18 protein-coding genes are annotated in these 18,719 nt (G+C 63.4%); 7 read left to right on the top strand and 11 right to left on the bottom strand.

Features of this window, described 5'->3' with window-relative positions; genetic code table 11:
* Positions 1-72: 72 nt before the first annotated feature.
* The 10 genes from FZI91_RS02270 to FZI91_RS02225 form a co-directional block, all read right to left on the bottom strand.
* Positions 73-696, bottom strand: coding sequence for a DUF3558 family protein (locus tag FZI91_RS02270; protein ID WP_155937046.1), 624 nt, complete (start codon positions 694-696; stop codon positions 73-75).
* Positions 697-711: 15 nt separating this feature from the next.
* Entirely contained in the window at positions 712-1,326 is a 615-nt protein-coding gene (locus FZI91_RS02265; protein ID WP_155937045.1) for a DUF3558 family protein, read from the bottom strand.
* A gap of 10 nt (positions 1,327-1,336) precedes the next feature.
* A complete protein-coding gene (locus FZI91_RS02260; RefSeq protein WP_155937044.1) occupies positions 1,337-2,563 on the bottom strand; it encodes a hypothetical protein in 1,227 nt (408 codons plus the stop codon).
* 29 nt (positions 2,564-2,592) lie between these two features.
* Complete coding sequence (locus tag FZI91_RS02255; protein WP_155937716.1) at positions 2,593-3,216, bottom strand: DUF3558 domain-containing protein; 624 nt, start codon at positions 3,214-3,216, stop codon at positions 2,593-2,595.
* Positions 3,216-3,650, bottom strand: coding sequence for a hypothetical protein (locus FZI91_RS02250; protein ID WP_155937043.1), 435 nt, complete (start codon positions 3,648-3,650; stop codon positions 3,216-3,218). The genes FZI91_RS02255 and FZI91_RS02250 overlap by 1 nt, the downstream gene beginning before the upstream one ends.
* 144 nt (positions 3,651-3,794) lie before the next feature.
* Positions 3,795-4,763 carry a hypothetical protein gene (locus FZI91_RS02245; protein ID WP_155937042.1) on the bottom strand — a complete coding sequence of 323 codons (969 nt, stop codon included), beginning with the start codon at positions 4,761-4,763 and terminating at the stop codon, positions 3,795-3,797.
* A gap of 8 nt (positions 4,764-4,771) precedes the next feature.
* Complete coding sequence (locus tag FZI91_RS02240; RefSeq protein ID WP_155942075.1) at positions 4,772-6,883, bottom strand: WXG100 family type VII secretion target; 2,112 nt, start codon at positions 6,881-6,883, stop codon at positions 4,772-4,774.
* A gap of 22 nt (positions 6,884-6,905) precedes the next feature.
* Positions 6,906-7,235 (bottom strand): WXG100 family type VII secretion target, encoded by a 330-nt coding sequence (locus tag FZI91_RS02235; RefSeq protein ID WP_243733934.1) that lies wholly within the window; start codon positions 7,233-7,235, stop codon positions 6,906-6,908.
* Positions 7,236-7,413: 178 nt separating this feature from the next.
* Positions 7,414-8,070: a DUF3558 domain-containing protein gene (locus tag FZI91_RS02230; RefSeq protein ID WP_155937039.1), complete on the bottom strand. Its 657-nt coding sequence runs from the start codon at positions 8,068-8,070 to the stop codon at positions 7,414-7,416.
* A gap of 168 nt (positions 8,071-8,238) precedes the next feature.
* The gene (locus FZI91_RS02225) at positions 8,239-8,967 is read right to left on the bottom strand and encodes an MmpS family transport accessory protein (RefSeq protein ID WP_155937038.1); all 729 of its coding nucleotides are present in this window, start codon (positions 8,965-8,967) and stop codon (positions 8,239-8,241) included.
* Between the two features lie 143 nt (positions 8,968-9,110).
* Between FZI91_RS02225 and FZI91_RS02220 the strand changes: the two genes are divergently transcribed.
* On the top strand, positions 9,111-9,335 hold the full coding sequence (locus FZI91_RS02220; RefSeq protein ID WP_162525752.1) for a DUF3107 domain-containing protein: 225 nt from the start codon (positions 9,111-9,113) through the stop codon (positions 9,333-9,335).
* Between the two features lie 33 nt (positions 9,336-9,368).
* Here the strand turns inward: FZI91_RS02220 and FZI91_RS02215 are convergent, their stop codons facing one another.
* Positions 9,369-10,055 carry a TetR/AcrR family transcriptional regulator gene (locus FZI91_RS02215; RefSeq protein ID WP_155937037.1) on the bottom strand — a complete coding sequence of 229 codons (687 nt, stop codon included), beginning with the start codon at positions 10,053-10,055 and terminating at the stop codon, positions 9,369-9,371.
* 210 nt (positions 10,056-10,265) lie between these two features.
* On the opposite strand from FZI91_RS02215, the gene FZI91_RS02210 reads away from it, so the two are divergent.
* The 6 genes from FZI91_RS02210 (at position 10,266) to nirB (ending at position 18,713) form a co-directional block, all read left to right on the top strand.
* A complete protein-coding gene (locus tag FZI91_RS02210; RefSeq protein WP_162525772.1) occupies positions 10,266-11,312 on the top strand; it encodes a DUF3152 domain-containing protein in 1,047 nt (348 codons plus the stop codon).
* A 30-nt stretch (positions 11,313-11,342) separates the two neighbouring features.
* Complete coding sequence (locus FZI91_RS02205) at positions 11,343-12,395, top strand: hypothetical protein (RefSeq protein ID WP_155937036.1); 1,053 nt, start codon at positions 11,343-11,345, stop codon at positions 12,393-12,395.
* 69 nt (positions 12,396-12,464) lie between these two features.
* A complete protein-coding gene (moeZ, locus tag FZI91_RS02200) occupies positions 12,465-13,637 on the top strand; it encodes an adenylyltransferase/sulfurtransferase MoeZ (protein WP_162525753.1) in 1,173 nt (390 codons plus the stop codon).
* Between the two features lie 109 nt (positions 13,638-13,746).
* Positions 13,747-14,601 carry a TIGR02569 family protein gene (locus FZI91_RS02195; protein ID WP_162525754.1) on the top strand — a complete coding sequence of 285 codons (855 nt, stop codon included), beginning with the start codon at positions 13,747-13,749 and terminating at the stop codon, positions 14,599-14,601.
* A gap of 147 nt (positions 14,602-14,748) precedes the next feature.
* Positions 14,749-16,194: a NarK/NasA family nitrate transporter gene (locus FZI91_RS02190; RefSeq protein WP_155937035.1), complete on the top strand. Its 1,446-nt coding sequence runs from the start codon at positions 14,749-14,751 to the stop codon at positions 16,192-16,194.
* Between the two features lie 5 nt (positions 16,195-16,199).
* Positions 16,200-18,713, top strand: a complete 2,514-nt coding sequence (gene nirB / locus FZI91_RS02185; RefSeq protein WP_155937034.1) for a nitrite reductase large subunit NirB — start codon at positions 16,200-16,202, stop codon at positions 18,711-18,713.
* The last annotated feature ends 6 nt before the right edge of the window (positions 18,714-18,719 follow it).

Raw genomic sequence — 18,719 nt, 5'->3', positions numbered from 1 at the left:
GGCAGCGTACCTGGGCTGCGCGTACAAAATCGTGGCTTGGGCCATACCGCTTGGCCGCGCAACAGTGAATTGCTAGGGGATTCTCGGTTCGATTGTTGTCATCATCTGGATGGCAGCCGGGCAGTTGTCAGTGCCTTGATCTGACAGGTCGAACCCGGGAATTACGGCGACACCAACGAGTCCTTGCTGCGCGGGGACCAGGACGATGCATCCCAAAAGGGGCGCGGGCTGATGGGCTACGACGCCATCGCGGGTGCCGAACGTTCGGTGATCGATCCGGTCGTACCGGGCTCCGTATCGTTCAGTCCATTGGGGGACAGTGCCATTGAATGCATACACGCGTATCTGCCATTTCTTGGCATCCCAGTAACATCCCCGTGCACCGTCCGAGCCGCCAGGACCGTCGTCGCTGAGATCACGTTTTCTTACCGGGACTAGTTCCCATGCCATCTCGTCAGATTTTGTCACGGCCGCGCATCCGTCAAAAGTTGTTCCGGTCACGCGCGGATTTGGTACGGCGGTGGTGGGTGGCGACACATCGGGTGCGGGCGCCTCCGTGGTGGACGGCGTGGTGGTTGACATGATGGATCTGCTCTGGGCTGGAACAGATTTGGGTGCTGGGATGGGTTGTCCCTCAATGCCGCCGCCGCACCCGGCGAGCAGCAGGCAGATCCCCAGGATGCTGCAACGTGTCATCGTGGTACTTCCTTGTTATCGCGGCAATCGTGGTGCGACGTGTCTGGCGATGTCGGTGGCTTTCTGGCACGGATCGGGGATGAGCGCCTCCGCCTCTTGGTCGATCACCAGGACCCCAGTGCTTACGACTGCTTGTTGTGAAGGCAATACCACCCGGCAACCCATTCGGGTCAGGGGTGGGCTCCAGTAGACGGCCCCATGCAGACCGTCGATCTCGATGGGCTGCGATCCGGGGTAGACATTCGTGTCGAGGTATTCGCTGACTGGGCGATTGACGACCAGTTGGGAGGTACTCCAGCCGTTGCCGTTCCATTCGCAGCCGCGCAGTTGTTTTCCCTTTGTACCTATGTCGGTCACGTCAGACGGCGAGACGCCCCAGGACCGAATTTCGTCCGCGGTGTATGCCAGGCACGGGTCGAACGAGGTGCCGTCATTGCCCGGATTTGGCGGAGGGTGTGGACCCGGCAGTGTGTTGGTCGCCGTAGTGGAGGTGGGCGTTGCCGTGGTGGACGACGTAGTCGATTTACTATGTGCTGGAACGGATTTAGGTGCTGCCGTTGGAGTTCCTTCCGTGGCAGTCGCGCATCCGGTCAGCAGTAGGCAGCACGCCAGGACTTTGAATCGTGTCATCGCGAGTCTGCTAGTCGAACTTCACGTCCCAGCCCATCGACTTGTAGCGCTTGATTTCTGCTTCTCTTCGTCGCTTCTCGGCATCCTCATGTTCGGTCCAATCGCCAATGACGCCAGGAGACGCCTTCGGGAGGTCGCCAAACAGTTCATTGCCGTTGTTGAGATCGATGAGGTAGTCCGGGGTCTCGTGCTCGTCGTCGTTGCCCTCACTCTGGCCACCGCGGCCATGAGCGCCGCCCGCGCCACCCATCATGCCCATCGGCATCGTGCCTCCGCGCATTCCGGCACCACCTGCGCCGGTGCCGGTGCTTCCGGTTCCCCCGCTGGCGCCCGGTGGGAGACCGCCGCCGCGAAGTGCGCCGGGCCCCATGCCGGTGCCGGTTCCAGCGGTGGATGTCGGGCTGTAGCCGGCAGCGGTGGTGTTGCCAAGGGGGGAGTACCCAGAGCCGCTCCTTGAGTCCGGACCAAGGCCGGTGCCGGTTCCGCCGGTACCGGCTGGGTTGCCACCACCCTGGCCGCCACCTTGGCCGCCGCCCTGTCCACCTCCTTGGCCACCGCCCTGGCCTTGACCTGAACCCTCGTTGAACGCGGGTTTCGTCTTGCCGTCGGCATCAGGATTTTTCAGCTTGCTATCGGCGCCGCCGCCATTCTGATTGCCGCCGCCAGTCCCGCCGCCACTGGTGCCGCCGCCGGGGTCGGTACCGAGCGGATACTTCGGCTGCTCGCCGTTGAGTTGGTCCAACATGCTGGTTCGGGGCCCGCCGAGCGCATCGGTGTAGTGCGCCTGAGCGTCGTCGCGAATCTTCGTCAGGGCTTTTTGACGGGCAATCTCTTCTTGAAAGCGGATCACCTGTTGTGTTGCTGGCGGCAGGCTTGCGGGTATCTGAGGGAATACGGGTTCGGGATTGGTTTCGGCGACTCTTTTAGCGCTGGCCAGCGTGCCTGCGTCCTGGTAAAGATTGGCGCTAACCTCCTTGGCGAGCTTTGGAGGTTCGATGGTCTTTTTATAGACGGCGTCGAGACCCTCGTACGCGGCGTGAGGGCCTTCACCGGTCCAAAAGTCGTTACCGTCGGTGAGGTTTCCTCTGGCCTTGACGAGATACTTGTTCGCCTCCGTAGCAAACTCACTCACATCGTTCCACGCGTCCCCGGCTTTGCGCGCATCGTCTGGGACAATTTTCTCAAGGTCGTCGATGATCGTCCGATGTTCCTTGCTGTTCCATCCGTCGTCCCCCATGGTCCCTCCTGATTGTCTGAGTAGTCGTGTTATCGAGGTAGTCGCGGTGCCGTCCGCGTCGCGATGTCGATGGCCTTTTGACATGGATCCGGGATCAATTTCTCCGCTGTGGGGCCAATAGCGATTATCCCGGTGATCACCACGGCTCGCTGTGACGGCAGGGCGACGTTGCAGCTACCAACCCCGATGATGTCTCCGAAGACTGCTCCGTGCAGCCCATCGATCTCGACCGGATGCGCTCCGGGGTACCGCTGCGCGTTGAGATAGTCGCTGACGGGCCGATTAATGACAGTCTGAGTAGCACTCCAACCGTCCGCACGCCACAGGCATCCTCGGGCGATTTCGTCTGGCCCCCCTTGGTCTTCCACGTATTCAGGATCCACTCCCCACGACTTGATTTCCTCCGCCGAGTAGGCCAGGCACGGGTCGAACGATGTTCCGTCGTTGCGGTTGTTCGGGGGTGCGTGCGGGCCGCGCAGAGTATTGGTGACGGTAGGGCTGGTGGTCGTCGCTGAGCTTGACCGGCCGGTGGACGTTGCGTGCATTCCGTCTGGAGTGGGCTGGCCATCGACTGTCGTGCCGCACCCCGCAATGACCAGCACGGCAACCACCCCGATGAGTGCGGTGCCGCTGCAGTGCCGGAGGTGGAACATCAAACCTCGATCCAGGTGCTGTCCTGGCCGTCCTGGCCCTTCCACTTGTCGAACTTGGTTGAATTGTTGGCCTCGGTGTTCAGATACGCGTACTCCATGGCAAGAAACTGGTCGGCCATGTGCGCGCAACCCGCCTTCGCGGCCGTGAGCTCGGCCAACGCGAGCTTCGTTTCACGGCCATAATGCTGCGTCACGTCATTCCCGGTACTGAGCTGCGGGTTGAAGCCTTCATGCACATCGCAGCTCCTTGCCTTCTCGATTGCCTGATCGATCTGGTGCTCGGCGTCGAGCATGAGCTTGGCCATAGTTTGCCCTGCCTCAGGCTCCATATGCAGGGTGGTGCGCGCTTGGGCCTCTAGACGTTTTCTGTCGGCCTCGGGTAGCGAGTTGTAATCGAACTTGTGTGGTTCCCGCGGTACTTCCGGCGGTGCCATAGTCGTCCCTCCCAGCTCAAAACTCTGCTCTCACTGGGATACGACGTCATCCGCCCCAGGTTTGGTTCCATCTTTGTCCAAGAATCTTGAAACCGCAGGCACCTTATCGATTGCCAAACTCGCCGTGCCACGCCTGCTGCCGCGTTATTGCGGCCAGCCGGGCTGTGCGGGTTCGACCGGTGGCGGGGCATCCAAGATGGTGGTGGCGAGCTTGGTGCGTTGTGCCCGATCGAGTGGGTAGTGGTCGATGCACTGCTGCCGCCTCGTCTTTACGGCTTCCTGCGCCTCCTGCCGACGCTGTGCTGCTTCCGGGCTATCTGGTTCCAACCCGGGGTAGTCGACGTCGGACCAGAACTGTGCAAACTCTGCGCCAGTGACGAACCAGGGGCCGAACACGTCGTCGCGTGGCGTCGGCGACGGACCGCGCTGCGGTGTCGTGGGCGCTGGCGGGGTGGTCCCAGCGCGCGGATCACGGTCGCTGAACTCGATCCGCCACACCTGCGTGTTGACTAAATCGGGATCGAAGGGTCCATCGTTCGCTTCGTAAAAAACCGGGAGGAACTGGGAAGTGTTGGAGGTCTTTTTGTACACCCGGTAGGTGGCGTCGCAGACAAAGGCCCGGAACCCGCTTGATAGGGGCTCGATCCGCAGGACGTGCAGGTCCTCGTTGCCCGCCACACCCTGTACCGGACCGCCAGATCCAGTGACGTATCCGGGTGTGCCGGTGTCGGCCCGGATATCTCGCTGCGGGCTCGGAGTTTCCTTCCATTCGGGCGACCGATACACCAGCGGCTCGGGTGTGGCGCGCAGGTATCCGGGGTAGGCGGCGTCCAGGTTCGGGGTGTAGTTGGCCGTTGGTGTGTAGTAGGTGCGGCGCCGCGATTCCAGGTAGGCGCGCAGTGGGACGGCCCACCCGGTGTCCAGTGACATTCCCGCCTCGGCGGTCCACCGGAAGCGGAAATCGGCCAGCTTGTCGGCCCAGGCGGGCCGCTGTGGGCTCGTTGGCGCCGGTGTTGGCACTGGATCGGGCCGGCAGCCGCCAGTGAACACCAGCACCACCGCGGCCACGCACTGCAGCGCACGACGCATCAGCAGGCTTCCTCTCGCGTCCATCGGCCGGCTCACTTCTCGGGAAGTGTGATCTTGTTGAACTCGCCGGGCGAGACCTTGGTCGCGTTCCCGTAGGCCTCCAACCAGTGAATGTACGGGAACTCGTTGCCCCCGCCGACCGTCGAAAGGTACGCCTCGACCGCGTTCTGCGTGCCGGACTGCGTCCAATCCAGCTTGCCGTCTTTGATGTAGCCGTCGAGTTTGCTCAGGTCCCCAACCTTCTCGTGGACGAGGTATTCGGCGATGGGTTTCGTGATGTCGTTCAACTGTCGCAGCGGCATGGGGTCGGTGGTCCCCGGTGTTGGGGCCTCACCCACGAACATGTCACGCAACGGATCGCCCGGCAGTTTCCCGTACACCTCGGCCGCAGGCGCGGTGTACGGGAACAGTTCTGCGAATGATTTGCCTGCGTCGTACCACTGGCCGTGCTTGTTGTAGGTCTCCAACTTGGCCTGGTATTCGTCCTTGCCGGAGTCGAGCTGGTGAATGTACTCACCCATGTCCATGGCCCCCTGCAGCTTCCCGACGGATTCAAGCAGCGCCCCGTCAGGAAGACCGCCGGTCGCCAGGCCTTGCGAGTACTGGCCCATGAAGCTCTGCCACACGCCGGCTGCGCGCCCGTTGAACTCTTTGCCTGCCGTCTCGTCCGAGTCTATGACGGCGAACAGGCCTCGCATGTTGTTGGCGTTGCCGCCGGAGTCCAGCTTTCCGAATCCCTGAGTGCCGTCGATGTTCTGGCCCACCATGTCGTCGATGTAGGGGGCAGTGGCGCGGCCGAGCGCACGGACGAATTCCGGGTTCACTTGCCCGAGTGAATCCTTCCCCGACATGTTGAGCAGCTCTTGGTAGTGCTCACCGGTGTAGGCGGCAAACGCATGGACTGTCTCACCTGCCTGCTTGCTGTGGTCTCCGGCGTTGGGGAACAACGTGGCAGCCGCCGCACCTTTGTCGGCCCACGCGTGATGCTCGATGTCGTGGATGAAGTCGTTGCCCTTTTCGCCTGTGACAAGGTCGTGCACCGCGATATCGTCGCGCCCCGCGGAGTTGAGGATGGCCTCCAGGCATGGCTCAACTAGGTAGCCCTGCCCGGGATGGTCGAATGGCTGCGTGTCCATGATGCGGTCGGCTTTGTTGAGAAGCTCGCGGTCCAGTTGGGTGCCGGTCTGCAGCTCCACTCTGCCATCGCGCACAATGTTCGCGATGTCCTTGACCTGGTCGATCCACATATTGTCGCCCGATTTGATGGCGTTCTGTACCGATCTGGGTAGTTGATCGAATCCGCCCTTCACGCGGTTGTTCGGGTCATCCAGGTCTCCGGGGGTGAGCCCCGTCTTGGGGAAGGTGACCTTGTCGTTGCTCATCAGTTGCCACGAGTCGGCGATGATGTGTTTCTGGTCGCCCAACCGTTCTTCGGCGGTCTTAAGCTCCTCGACGGTCATGCCGTTTTGTTGGGCCTGCATCTGACTCAGGTATGAGCCCTGTTCAGGGGTCAGCTCCTGCCCAGGCTTGATGCTGTTGAGAACCTTTTCGACACGTTTGGCGGCCTCGCGATCACCGGCCAGTGCGTCGTTGACGTCCTGCTTAGCGTGCCGCCGGATATCTTCGTCGCCAATGATGGTCTGGGGTCCGGTGTCTGCGCCGGTACCTTCGTCGAGGATGCGAGCTAGTTCGTCATCGAGCATGTCGCCGCGTGCGACCAGACCTGTGACGCGGGTTTGGAGATCCTTGAGCTTGTTGATGACCTTCTCGAGCTGGTCTTTGTTCAGCCCGGTGATATCGGGGGGTGTCACGCCGTTGGTTTTGGGATCAATGATGACGGCGGGAGGCTCTGCGGCATACGTCAAGAAGGAGCCGATATCGGAGGCCAAGCTTTGGGATTCTCCGTAGGCCTTAGCGGCGTGCATCGCGACTGTGGTCGCCTCCGATCCCGCGGTCTGGAAACGGGTGGCCGAGCGTGCCATGGCGTCCCTAGCGGCGTCGCCGGCGTCGCCCTTCCAGGTCGAGGCATCGACGATGGCCTGCACATTATCGCCGGCCTGCTGGCTGGCATCCCCATATTTGGTGGCCGCATCGGCTAGTGCCTTGATATGCGGCGGCCAGTTCTGCAACTCGTCCAGTGTCATCCCCACAACGAACTCCCCCTTGTTAGACCGTGCCGCCGGGCCCGGCGTTCTCGATGCTGAACCGATTGAGCTGTTCACGTGTCGCAAACTTTTCAGACGACCGTGTGTGGTTGAAGCCGTGGTCGGTGAGCTCTCGGTGATGGTCTGCGGTTTCCGTCGCCCAGGCGGCAATCTTGCCGCGCAGCGCCTGAGCGGCCCGCCCGGACCCGAAACCGGCCTGGGCGTCGGTCAATGTGCGCGCGGCCGCATCGTGTGCCTGCTTGAGGTCGTCGGCATGGGCATGCAGACGGTTGGCGTGCAGTTGCAACTCGGCTAGATCCACATGCAAGAAAACCCCAGACGAACCCGACATGCTGGACATCTCCGCCCTCCTCGTCTTCGTATGTGCTGACGGGCGAGCGCGCACACCGTTATGTAATAGTCCGACGGCCCATACCCCGAATCGGTTCCACAAATTTCTACGATCTTCAGTGCGGAACAAACTTCAACGGATCGGCCTGGATCGTTGGGTGATCTTGCCGCCCCGTCTGTCATCTGCCATGGTCGCCTCCCAGATCCATTTGGGGTAGCACTGGTGCAACTCGTGTCGCGACTTCGATTGCCTTCGCACATGGGTCGGGAATCAACTTCTGCGCGTCGATGCCAAACGTCATGACGCCTACGGACACGACCGCGTGCTGCGAGGGCAGCGCCACTTCGCAGGAAATGTCATGACCGCCGGGGAGGGGGTAGTACACCGCCCCAGCGAGCCCACCGAGCTCGATGGGGCGCGATCCGCGGTAAGCCCGTTGGTCGAGATATTCGCTGACCTGCCTGTTGATGACCAGCTGCGAAACGGTCCAATGATCTGCGCCTCCCGAGCTCCATATGCATCCCCGCAGGTCCGGATCCTTGGTGCCTAGGTCTTCGACTTTGGTGGGGTTTACTCCCCAGGCTCGGATCTCTTCTGCCGAGTAAGCCAGGCAGGGGTCGAAGGTGGTGCCGTCGTTAGATGAGTTGGGCGGTGGGTGAGGACCGGGCAGGGTATTCGTGACCACGGGCGTGTTGGTTGTGGTCGCGATGGGCTGGCCTGTGGAAATTGCCCGGATTTCGCCTGTGGCTGGTTGTCCGTCGATGGTGGTGGCACATCCGGCAACGAGGGCGGCAGTCGCGAGGGCGACGCATCGACCGATCAGAGGCCAGAACATCAGATTCCGACCCGGGTGGTGTTGTTAGCCAAGGATGTGGCCAGTGGCGCCATATCGTCCCTCCCCGGTCGAACTCGGGGTACGACATCGTCCACCCCCGATTGCTTCTATCTTTCGTTAAAAGTCTCGAAATCGCAGGCGGATGCCCATTCGTCTGCGGAAGCGGATCTACTTCGCGCAGCGGGCGATGATGCTGTTGTTGCTCTGCACCGCGAGCATCTGGTTCTCGCTGTTGCTGATCGAGCAGTTGACCTGGCTCGCGAAGCTCGTCGCCGTGATCGAGCCGCCGACGATGCCGGGTGAGGGATTCACGATCATCGTCCACGGCAGCGAGGCCCCAAGAACGGTGCGCGCCTGGCCATATCCGTCGGTGTAGGTGATCGTCAGCAGGTCGCCGGGCGTCTGATTGCCCGTCACGTAGTACACGAACGCCGCGGGTGAAATGGGCCGCTGGCCTTCCGGCGGCAGCATCGGATTGGACGGTGGCGGCTCGGGCGGAGGCGCCTCCGTGGACGGGGCCGTGCTGGGCGTCTCGGCGGCAGGGGTCGAGGTCACTGTCGTTGTCGACGGCTTCACCGACGTGGCAGACGGCTGCGGCGGAGGGGGAGTGGTGGTCACCGGTGTCAGCGAGGACACCGGTGTGGTGACGGCGACCGCCGCACCCCTGTCGTTGCCGCCGCTCAGTACAACCGCCGTCGCGATCACGGCGATGGTGAACACCGCCGCGGCAATCGACGCGACCCATTTCCAGTTCTCGTTGGAACCCGGCGGCCGGTACTCGTAGTCCTCGTCCAGACCCGAGTAACCGGCGTACTGGGGCGTGGTCTCGGAGTCGTACGGGTCGTCGTAGGGCTCGTAGTCGCTTGAGCGCCGAGAATCTCCGCGATAACCGACCATGAGCAGCGCCTCTTCTCAATGTGAAACCTGATGCTGATGTTACTGCTGTGATTGATGGGCGGCGGCGCTCATCCGAGGTGTGTCGGCTACAACCGCGTCGGCTAATCTCTGCAGTACACGCTCGATGACTTGGAAGGTGCCCTGTGGAGATCAAGATCGGTGTCACAGATAGCCCGCGCGAGCTGGTCATTTCCAGTGATCAGGCCCCGGCTGACGTCGAAAAGGTCGTATCCGCGGCGCTGGCCAAGGAATCCGATGTGTTGAGCCTCACTGACGAGAAGGGCCGGAAGTACCTGGTCGCGGCCGCCAGGATTGCGTACGTGGAGATCGGCGTTGCCGACGCGCGACGCGTTGGTTTCTCGGGCTGATTTTCCCGGGTATCGACACCGGCTCGCCGCAGCTTAGGCGAACGGCTGCAGCGGGACGTGTGAGAGTCCGCCCCACGCGAAGCCGACGGTGGCATTGACCGCGTCGTCCTTGGAGATCGGCTTCTCGTTGTCCAGCCAGTAGCGGGCGCTCACCTGGCTGATACCGACTAGGCCGACCGCCACCATGCGCGCATGGTGCGGGTCCAGCCCTGAATCGTGGCTGACAAGGTCGAATACCGCGTCGGTGCAGGCGCTGATGGCACCCTCGACGCGCTCGGTGACCTGCGGAACGCCCACCAGATCGTTCTCGAAGATCAGCCGGTATCCCTGGCTGTCGTGCTCGACGAAGTCGAAGAACGCCATGATGGCGGCGCGCAGCCGCTGCCGGTTGTCGGTGGTGGTGCGCAGTGCCTGCCGCACGCTCGACACCAGGGTCTCGGCGTGATTGTGCAGTACCGCTAAGTACAGCTCCAGCTTGCTTGGGAAGTGTTGGTACAGAACGGGTTTACTTACCCCGGCGCGATCGGCGATCTCATCCATGCCGGCGGCGTGGTAGCCGCGGTCGACGAATATCTCACTGGCGGAACCGACCAGCTGGCCGCGACGCTCATCGCGGGGCAACCGCCCACCGCGACGTGTGTTTCCCTGAGTCGAATCCTGCGCTGCCACCGTCGAGTTCACCCTTCCTCGACGTCCGGGCACATTCGCAAGATCACTCATGTCCTAATCCTCTACACGCACGCGCCTCAGTGGGCGCCTGCGCCATCTCACTCAAGCGGCCATCCAATCCGCTTGGACCCGAACTACAGACAGTACTCCTGACCCCCGGCGGCGTGCCCGAGGCGTGTTGGCCTGTCGCTATGCCATTCTTGCTCGGTGACCTACGACCGGCACCAATGGGCGCATAATCGTAGGTCCATGCCAGAAACCATGACCGAAGAAGGTCCTCGCGCCAGCGGCTTATCCATGAGTCGGCTACCCGTGCAGGAGTCCTCTCAACGCTATGAGCCATTGCGCGCCCAGCGAGATCCGCTCGCCGAGGGAAGCGGACGCGTCCGCTCCGATCGTCGTGATCGTGACCGCTGGCGTAAGCAGACCTGGCTCGGCCGTTTCATCTCCACCTATGGATGGCGCGCGTACGCCATCCCGCTGCTGGTGGCCTTGACGGTCTTCGTCGGATATCAGACCGTCACGCAGAGTGAACACACTCACGGTGGTGCTGACGGCCCCAATGAGCCCGTCGCCGATCCGCCCTCGATCGGGGCTCTCGGCGACACCATTATTGGCGCCCCGCCCAAGGGGCTGACCCAGTTCGACGCGAGCCTGCCCGACGGTGTGCTGCCCGAGGGGGAGCCCTTCACCGCCCAGGGTGCCAAGTCCTGGCACATCGTGCCGGGTACGACTCCCCAGATCGGTACGGGTGCCGCGAAGGTGTTCACGTACACCATCGAGGTCGAGGACGGCATGGACACCATGGGTTTCGGCGGCGACGAGGCGTTTGCGCGCATGGCGACGCAGACCTTGGCCAGCCAGAAGAGCTGGACGCACAATCCGCAATTCGGATTCATCCGGACCGATTCGGGCAAGCCCGATTTCCGGATCTCCCTGACCTCGCCCGACACGGTGCGCGAGGGGTGTGGATACGAGATTCAACTCGAATCCTCCTGCTACAACCCACGATACGGTGAGAACGGCGAGCAGCGCGTTTTCATCAATGAGGCGCGGTGGGTGCGCGGCGCCGTCCCATTCCAGGGTGACATCACGTCTTATCGGCAGTACGTGATCAACCACGAAGTGGGACACGCCATCGGCTATCGGAGCCATGAGCCCTGTGAGCAGGACCAACAGTTGGCGCCGGTGATGATGCAGCAGACATTCAGCACCAGCAATGACGTTGCGGCAAAGTTCGATCCCGATTCGATCAAGCCCGACGGCAAGACCTGCCGCACCAATCCCTGGCCGTATCCCATTCCGTAGCGGCAGAAGTCATCGCTCAAGGGGGGCGTCATGAAGTGGCTGTGGGTGCCGGCCGTCATGTGTGTGGCCATCGCCATGCTCGCCGGCTGCACCGAGGTTGTCGACGGCGATTCTCGATCGGTGAAACCGGGGGCACAGTCCACGGCGACGGATATGACGTCGACCCCGCCGCGGCCCTCGTACCGAGACAAACTGGACCCGACCACACGGCAGTATCTGGCGCACTTTGACGAGGTGCGCGGCATCGACTCCTGCGCGCTCATCGATCCCGCCATCGTCGGCCGGTTCGGTGAGATCAAGTCCTTCGGGGGGTTCGGCGACAGGTGTGCTGTGGCCTATCGGGATCCCTCGCTTGATCTGCCGCCGCCCGGTCAGCCGAAACCTCCCACGCCGACGTTCGGCTCCATCGGGTTCGGGGCACGTGAGGTGGCCGTACCGTCGGAACGTGAGAAAGCGGCGTTGTCCATGTGCGACTTCTGGGTTGAGTCCGGCTGGGTCGACCCAAACGGGCGTCCCGAATACGTCAAGTACACCTTCTCGCAGCCGGGACTCAGCGGTCCCGGCGGTGGTGCGGCCCTGTGCCCGTTGGCGCGCCCGGTGATCGATGCGTCACGGGAGTTCGCAAAGTCCAAGGCGCCGTTGGCCTCGTCAACGCGGAGCACGCTGACCAAGCTGATGACATTGGATCCGTGCGCGGCTCTCAACGAGGTGGGCAGAGATCGAAGCATCGAGGTCCTCGTCGGCGGCAAGTCGCCGTTCGGAGCGGACGACCCGACGAGGTGCCTGTTCCGTGATCTTGGGGAGACCACGACGGACGACATCGAGTCGATCGCATTCAGGATGCTCGGTACGCGGGACATGGCCTACGACGGGCAGCCCAACGCAAACATCCTGGGAGTTCCGACGTACTTCAAGGCGAAGGCCTGCAGCTACATCGCGCTGGTGGGTAACGACAAGCCTGTCCCCGGCCCGTTCGAGCAGACCTGGGTGGCGGCGATAACGACGGATATGGCCCGTGGGAAGAACTGCGCTGTCGCGGAGAAGAACATCACCGCGGCGGTGCGTGCCTACCAGCAGTCCTGACTCGGGGAAGGGTTGGCATCCCGATACTGTTGATGCTGCTGTAGCCCTCCCACCACCTCAGGAGTCACGGTGCCCACATTGCCGCCGTTGGTAAGTCCCGCCGCGGATCTGACCCGCGAAGAAGTCGCCCGGTACAGCCGGCATCTGATCATCCCCGACCTCGGCGTCGACGGGCAGAAACGCCTCAAAAACGCCAAGGTGCTGGTCGTTGGCGCCGGTGGACTCGGCTCGCCGACGTTGCTGTACTTGGCTGCCGCGGGAGTCGGCACCATCGGCATCGTCGAGTTCGACGTGGTCGACGAATCCAACCTGCAGCGCCAGATCATCCACGGTCAGTCCGATATCGGCAGGTCCAAGGCGCAGAGCGCACGTGATTCGGTCTTGGAGATCAATCCGCTCGTCGAGGTGCGCCTCCATGAGCTGCGGCTGGACCCGGACAACGCGGTCAATCTGTTCAAGCAGTACGACCTGATCCTGGACGGCACCGACAACTTCGCGACGCGTTATCTCGTCAACGACGCCGCAGTGTTGGCGCACAAGCCCTACGTGTGGGGTTCCATCTACCGCTTTGAGGGCCAGGTATCGGTTTTCTGGGAAGACGCGCCCGACGGGCTTGGCCTGAATTACCGCGATCTGTACCCCGAGCCGCCGCCCCCGGGCATGGTGCCGTCCTGCGCCGAGGGCGGTGTGTTGGGCATTCTGTGCGCCTCCATCGCGTCGGTGATGGGGACCGAGGCCATCAAGCTGATCACCGGCATCGGTGACACGCTGCTCGGCCGACTCATGGTGTACGACGCGCTCGATATGACCTACCGCACTATCAAGATCCGCAAGGATCCGGCCACGCCGAAGATCACCGAGCTCATCGACTATGACGCGTTCTGCGGCGTCATTAGCGACGAAGCCTCCGCTGCGGTCGCCGATTCCACCATCACCCCGCGTGAGCTGCGAGAACTGCTGGCCGACAAGAAGGTGGCGCTCATCGACGTGCGCGAACCCGTCGAGTGGGACATCGTCCATATCGACGGTGCCGAGCTGGTGCCCAAGTCGGTTCTGGAGTCCGGAGAGGGCCTGGCCAAGCTGCCACAGGACCGTCAGGCGGTGCTGTACTGCAAGACGGGAATCCGGTCGGCCGAGGCGCTGGTGGCCGTCAAGAAGGCGGGATTCGCCGACGCGGTGCACCTGCAGGGTGGCATCGCCGCGTGGGCCAAACAGGTCGACCCCGACATGGTCATGTACTGATCATTGGCAATCAGCAACAGCCAGATGTGACGGACGTGCCACCTGTGACCGCCGACACGAACACCGAGCGAACACAACGCAGTTCATTGCAGGCGGTAACGTATCCCGCGTGACTGTGGACCGCCCACCCGAGCACGTGCTCGCGACTTACGGGCTCAGTGGCGTCAAACCAGTCCAGCTCGGCCCGACCTGGGAGGGCGGCTGGCGCTGCGGTGAAGTGGTGTTGTCACTGGTAGCCGACCATGCGCGCGCCGCCTGGTCGGCCAAGGTGCGAGACACGTTGTTCATCGATGGGGTGCGGTTGGCTCGGCCGGTGCGCTCCACCGATGGCCGGTACGTCGTATCGGGTTGGCGTGCGGACACATTCGTCCCGGGCGCGCCCGAGCCGCGGCACGACGAGGTCGTGTCGCTGTCGGTGCGGCTGCATGAGGCCACCTCGAAGCTGGAACGTCCCCGCTTTCTGACGCAGCCTCCGGTGGCGCCGTGGGCCGATGTCGACGTATTCATCGCGGCCGACAGGGCGGCCTGGGAAGACCGGCCGCTGCAGTCCTGGCCGTCCGCGGCCCGGGTGTCACCCGGTTCTCCGGATGGCCAGCGATCCATCGACCTGATCAACCAATTGGCGAGTCTGCGCCGGCCCACCAAGAGCCCGCCGCAGCTTGTGCACGGAGATCTGTATGGCACCGTGCTTTTCGCGGGTGCCGCTGCGCCCGGAATCACCGACATCACGCCGTACTGGCGGCCCGCTTCCTGGGCGGCCGGTGTCGCCGTCGTGGACGCCCTGTCCTGGGGTGATGCTGACGACGGTCTCATCGAGCGGTGGGCGACGCTGCCGGAGTGGCCACAGATGCTGTTGCGGGCCTTGATTTTCCGGTTGGCCGTGCATGCGCTGCATCCGCGGTCCTCGTCGCAGTCCTTCCCGGGGCTGGCGCGCACCGCGGCACTGGTGCGGCTGACCCTGTAACGCACGTCACTTCGGCGCATCATTGTGACGTCCGCGCCGGAAATCTTGCTTTGCTCACCGTCACATGACGGAGTCGTGTGAGCGAGTTGTGATGGCTCGGTCATCGCCAGCAGCGCCGCCGCAACAAGAATTTCCTACCGTGCTCTCATGGCGAACAACACCGCAGCGGCCCCAATTGCACGGCGCGAACGCTGGATTGAGAACTGGGATCCCGAGGACGTCGTCGCATGGGAGAACGGCGGCGCGAAAGTCGCGCGGCGCAACCTGATCTGGTCGGTCATTGCCGAACACGTCGGGTTCTCGGTGTGGTCCATCTGGTCGGTGATGGTCCTGTTCATGCCGCAGAACGTCTATCACATTGACGCGGCCGGGAAGTTCTTCCTGGTGGCCATGCCGACCCTGGTGGGTGCGGTGCTGCGGCTGCCCTACACCTTCGCCACCGCATGGTTCGGTGGGCGCAACTGGACCATCTTCAGTGCCTTGGTGCTGGCGGTTCCGACTGCGCTGACGCTGTACTTCATGGGGCACCCGGAGACGTCCTATACGACCTTCATGATCGTGGCCGCCGTCGCCGGATTCGGCGGTGGAAACTTCGCCTCCTCGATGACCAACATCAATGCCTTCTACCCGCAACGGTTCAAGGGCTGGGCGCTCGGGCTTAACGCCGGCGGCGGAAACATTGGTGTTCCGGTGATTCAGGTGATCGGCCTGCTCGTCATCTCTACGGCAGGGAACCGGTCGCCGCACTGGGTGGCAGCGATCTACCTGGTGCTGATTGCCTTCGCCGCCGTGGGGGCGGCGCTGTTCATGGATAACCTGGCGGACCAGAAGACCGACGGCCGATCGCTCATCGACGTGATGAAGCACCGGGATTCCTGGATCATTGCCTTCCTCTACATCGGCACTTTCGGGTCGTTCATCGGATTCAGTTTCGCGTTCGGTCAGGTGCTGCAGTTGAACTTCCTTGCCGGACTGACCCACAGCGGCCTCACTCCGGCCCAGGCAGCGGCGCAGGCGTCATTGCATGCGGCCCAGATCGCATTCATCGGGCCGCTGCTCGGCTCGATCACCCGGCCGGTGGGCGGGTGGCTCGCGGACCGGGTCGGCGGCGGCACGATCACCCTCTACGCGTTTGTCGCGATGATCTTCGGCGCAGGGATTTTGGTGGCCGCCGGCACGATCGACGACCGCGCGACCGGTGCGCCATCCGGGGCCACCATGACCGCGTTCGTGGTCGGGTTCATCATCCTGTTCGTGGTGTCCGGGCTGGGCAACGGCTCGGTATACAAGATGATTCCGTCGATCTTCGCGGCCAAGGCGCGTAGCGCCGGTCACGACGAGGCCTGGTCGCGGACCATGTCGGGCGCGTTGATCGGTGTGGCCGGGTCTATCGGTGCACTCGGTGGTGTCGCCATCAACCTGGTGCTGCGCGCCTCGTATCTCAGTGCCGCCAAGTCGGCCACCATGGCGTTCTGGGTGTTCCTGGCCTTCTACGTCATCTGCGCCGCGGTCACCTGGTATGCCTACGTGCGGCGCCCCGTCGGTGCAGCGGTTCCGGCCGTTTCCAGCTCCAAAAATGAAGTGGCGGTGTGAAAGTCATGAACAAGAAAGTCGTCGTCATTGGCCACGGAATGGTGGGCCACCGGTTCGTCCAGGTGCTGCGCGAGCGGGACGCCACTGACCAGTGGCAGGTCACCGTCCTCGGCGAAGAAACCGATGCCGCATACGACCGCGTGGGGTTGTCCTCGTACATCGATGGCTGGGATCGGGAATCGTTGGCGCTCACCGGCAACGACTACGCCGAGGATCCCATGGTTGCGCTTCACCTGGGGGACCGGGTGGTCAGCATCGACCGGGTGGAGCAGACGGTCACCACCGTATCCGGTTCCGTGCTGGCGTATGACGCCCTCGTCATGGCAACCGGTTCCTATCCGTTCGTGCCTCCGGTGCCGGGCGGCGACGCCGATGGCTGCTTCGTCTACCGCACCATGGACGATCTGGATGCGATCAAGGCCGCCGCCGACAGAACACCCGGTGCCCCCGGCGTGGTCATTGGGGGTGGACTGCTCGGGCTGGAGGCGGCGAATGCGTTGCGCCTCATGGGATTGACACCGCACATCGTGGAGGTCAACCCGCGGCTCATGCACCTGCAGGTGGATGAGGGTGGTGGCGCACTGCTGACTCGCTTGGTGACCGATCTGGGGTTGACGGTGCACACCAGCGTCTCCACGCAGGCCATCGAGACCTCGCCGGATGGCGGACTCTCCGTACAGTTGTCGGACGGATCGTCGATCGACGCCTCGGTGCTGGTGTTCTCCGCCGGGATCCGGCCGCGTGACGAGCTGGCCCGCGAATGTGGGCTGGAGCTGGCTGAACGCGGCGGCATCTTTACCGACCTCGGCTGCCAGACAAGCGATCTGCATATCTATGCGATCGGCGAAGTGGCCGCCATCGAGGGCCGCTGCTATGGCCTGGTTGCCCCCGGGTACACCACCGCCGAGATCGTCGCGGACCGGCTGCTGGGTGGCGAGACGGAGTTTCCGGGTGCTGATCTGTCCACCAAGCTCAAACTGCTCGGGGTGGACGTCGCCAGTTTCGGTGACGCCCACGCCAGCTCTGACGGTGCGTTGGAGGTCGTCTTCAACGACGCCACCAAGGGCACCTACGCCAAGCTGGTGGTGTCCGATGACGCACGAACCCTGTTGGGCGGCATCCTTGTCGGGGATGCCAGCGCGTACGGCACCCTGCGGCCGATGCTCGGCCGGGAGCTGCCCACCGATCCCGCCTCACTGATCACACCGGCGGGCGCCGAGATCGGGGTGGGTGCGCTGCCGGACGACGCGCAGATCTGCTCGTGCAACGCGGTCACTAAGGGCGCCATCTGCGGCGCGATCTGTGCGGGCGCGACCGACGTGCCCGCCATCAAGGCGGCAACCTGCGCCGGAACATCCTGCGGTAGCTGCATTCCCATGCTCAAGCAGATCCTTGCCGCGCAGGGCGTCGAGCAGTCCAAGGCGCTGTGCGAGCACTTCGCCCAGTCGCGTGCCGAGCTCTTCCAGGTAGTGCAGGTGACCGGCATCCGGACCTTCTCGGAACTGATCGCCAAGCACGGCACCGGAACCGGCTGCGACATCTGCAAGCCCACCGTCGCATCCATCCTGGCCTCGACGTCCAGCGATCACATCCTGGAGGGAGAGCAGGCCGCGCTGCAGGACACCAACGACCATTTCCTGGCCAACATTCAGAAAAACGGCACCTATTCGGTAGTGCCGCGGATGCCAGGTGGGGAGGTGACCCCCGAGAAACTCATCGTAATCGGCGAGGTGGCTCTGGAGTTCGGGCTGTACACCAAGGTCACCGGTGGCCAGCGCATCGATCTGTTCGGTGCACGCGTCGAACAACTCCCACTGATCTGGAAAAGGCTCATCGACGCCGGGATGGAATCCGGGCAGGCCTATGGCAAGTCATTGCGCACCGTGAAGAGCTGTGTGGGATCGACCTGGTGCCGATACGGGGTCCAGGATTCGGTGGGTATGGCCGTCGAGCTCGAATTGCGTTACCGGGGGCTGCGTTCTCCGCACAAGCTCAAGATGGGCGTGTCCGGGTGCGCGCGAGAATGCGCCGAGGCCCGCGGCAAGGACGTCGGTGTGATCGCCACCGAGAACGGCTGGAATCTGTACGTCGGAGGAAACGGGGGCGCCACCCCCGCGCATGCCAAATTGCTTGCCGGTGATCTGGATTCAGAGACGCTCATCAAATACATCGATCGATACCTGATGTTCTACATTCGCACCGCGGATCGGCTGCAGCGCACCGCCCCGTGGCAGGAGGCGATCGAGGGCGGCCTGGATCACATCCGGGCAGTGGTGTGCGAGGACTCGCTCGGCATCGCCGACGAGCTCGAAGCGGCAATGGCCAGTCACGTAGAGGGATACGCCGATGAATGGGCGGCGGTACTTGCTGACGAGGACAAACTGCGTCGTTTCGTGTCGTTCGTGAACGCGCCCGACCAGGCCGATCCGACTATCGCGTTCGATGACAGCGGCCCGCGGAAGGTGCCGGTCCTGCTGGGTACGCCCGGAATTAGGCCGGCGCCCGATCCCGCAACATAGCGCGCC

Source organism: Mycobacteroides sp. CBMA 271 (assembly GCF_009729205.1).
In the GTDB taxonomy this organism is placed as follows: Bacteria; Actinomycetota; Actinomycetes; order Mycobacteriales; family Mycobacteriaceae; genus Mycobacterium.
Note: the sequence above shows the minus strand (reverse complement) of the source record. Positions and strands in the feature narration are given on the sequence as shown.

Coding starts and splice junctions, on each gene's coding strand:
- FZI91_RS02270 (WP_155937046.1), bottom strand. CDS start 696: ATGACACGTTGCAGCATCCTGGGGATCTGCCTGCTGCTCGCCGGGTGC.
- FZI91_RS02265 (WP_155937045.1), bottom strand. CDS start 1,326: ATGACACGATTCAAAGTCCTGGCGTGCTGCCTACTGCTGACCGGATGC.
- FZI91_RS02260 (WP_155937044.1), bottom strand. CDS start 2,563: ATGGGGGACGACGGATGGAACAGCAAGGAACATCGGACGATCATCGAC.
- FZI91_RS02255 (WP_155937716.1), bottom strand. CDS start 3,216: ATGTTCCACCTCCGGCACTGCAGCGGCACCGCACTCATCGGGGTGGTT.
- FZI91_RS02250 (WP_155937043.1), bottom strand. CDS start 3,650: ATGGCACCGCCGGAAGTACCGCGGGAACCACACAAGTTCGATTACAAC.
- FZI91_RS02245 (WP_155937042.1), bottom strand. CDS start 4,763: ATGGACGCGAGAGGAAGCCTGCTGATGCGTCGTGCGCTGCAGTGCGTG.
- FZI91_RS02240 (WP_155942075.1), bottom strand. CDS start 6,883: ATGACACTGGACGAGTTGCAGAACTGGCCGCCGCATATCAAGGCACTA.
- FZI91_RS02235 (WP_243733934.1), bottom strand. CDS start 7,235: ATGTCGGGTTCGTCTGGGGTTTTCTTGCATGTGGATCTAGCCGAGTTG.
- FZI91_RS02230 (WP_155937039.1), bottom strand. CDS start 8,070: ATGTTCTGGCCTCTGATCGGTCGATGCGTCGCCCTCGCGACTGCCGCC.
- FZI91_RS02225 (WP_155937038.1), bottom strand. CDS start 8,967: ATGGTCGGTTATCGCGGAGATTCTCGGCGCTCAAGCGACTACGAGCCC.
- FZI91_RS02215 (WP_155937037.1), bottom strand. CDS start 10,055: ATGAGTGATCTTGCGAATGTGCCCGGACGTCGAGGAAGGGTGAACTCG.
- FZI91_RS02210 (WP_162525772.1), top strand. CDS start 10,266: ATGACCGAAGAAGGTCCTCGCGCCAGCGGCTTATCCATGAGTCGGCTA.
- FZI91_RS02205 (WP_155937036.1), top strand. CDS start 11,343: ATGAAGTGGCTGTGGGTGCCGGCCGTCATGTGTGTGGCCATCGCCATG.
- FZI91_RS02190 (WP_155937035.1), top strand. CDS start 14,749: ATGGCGAACAACACCGCAGCGGCCCCAATTGCACGGCGCGAACGCTGG.
- nirB (WP_155937034.1), top strand. CDS start 16,200: ATGAACAAGAAAGTCGTCGTCATTGGCCACGGAATGGTGGGCCACCGG.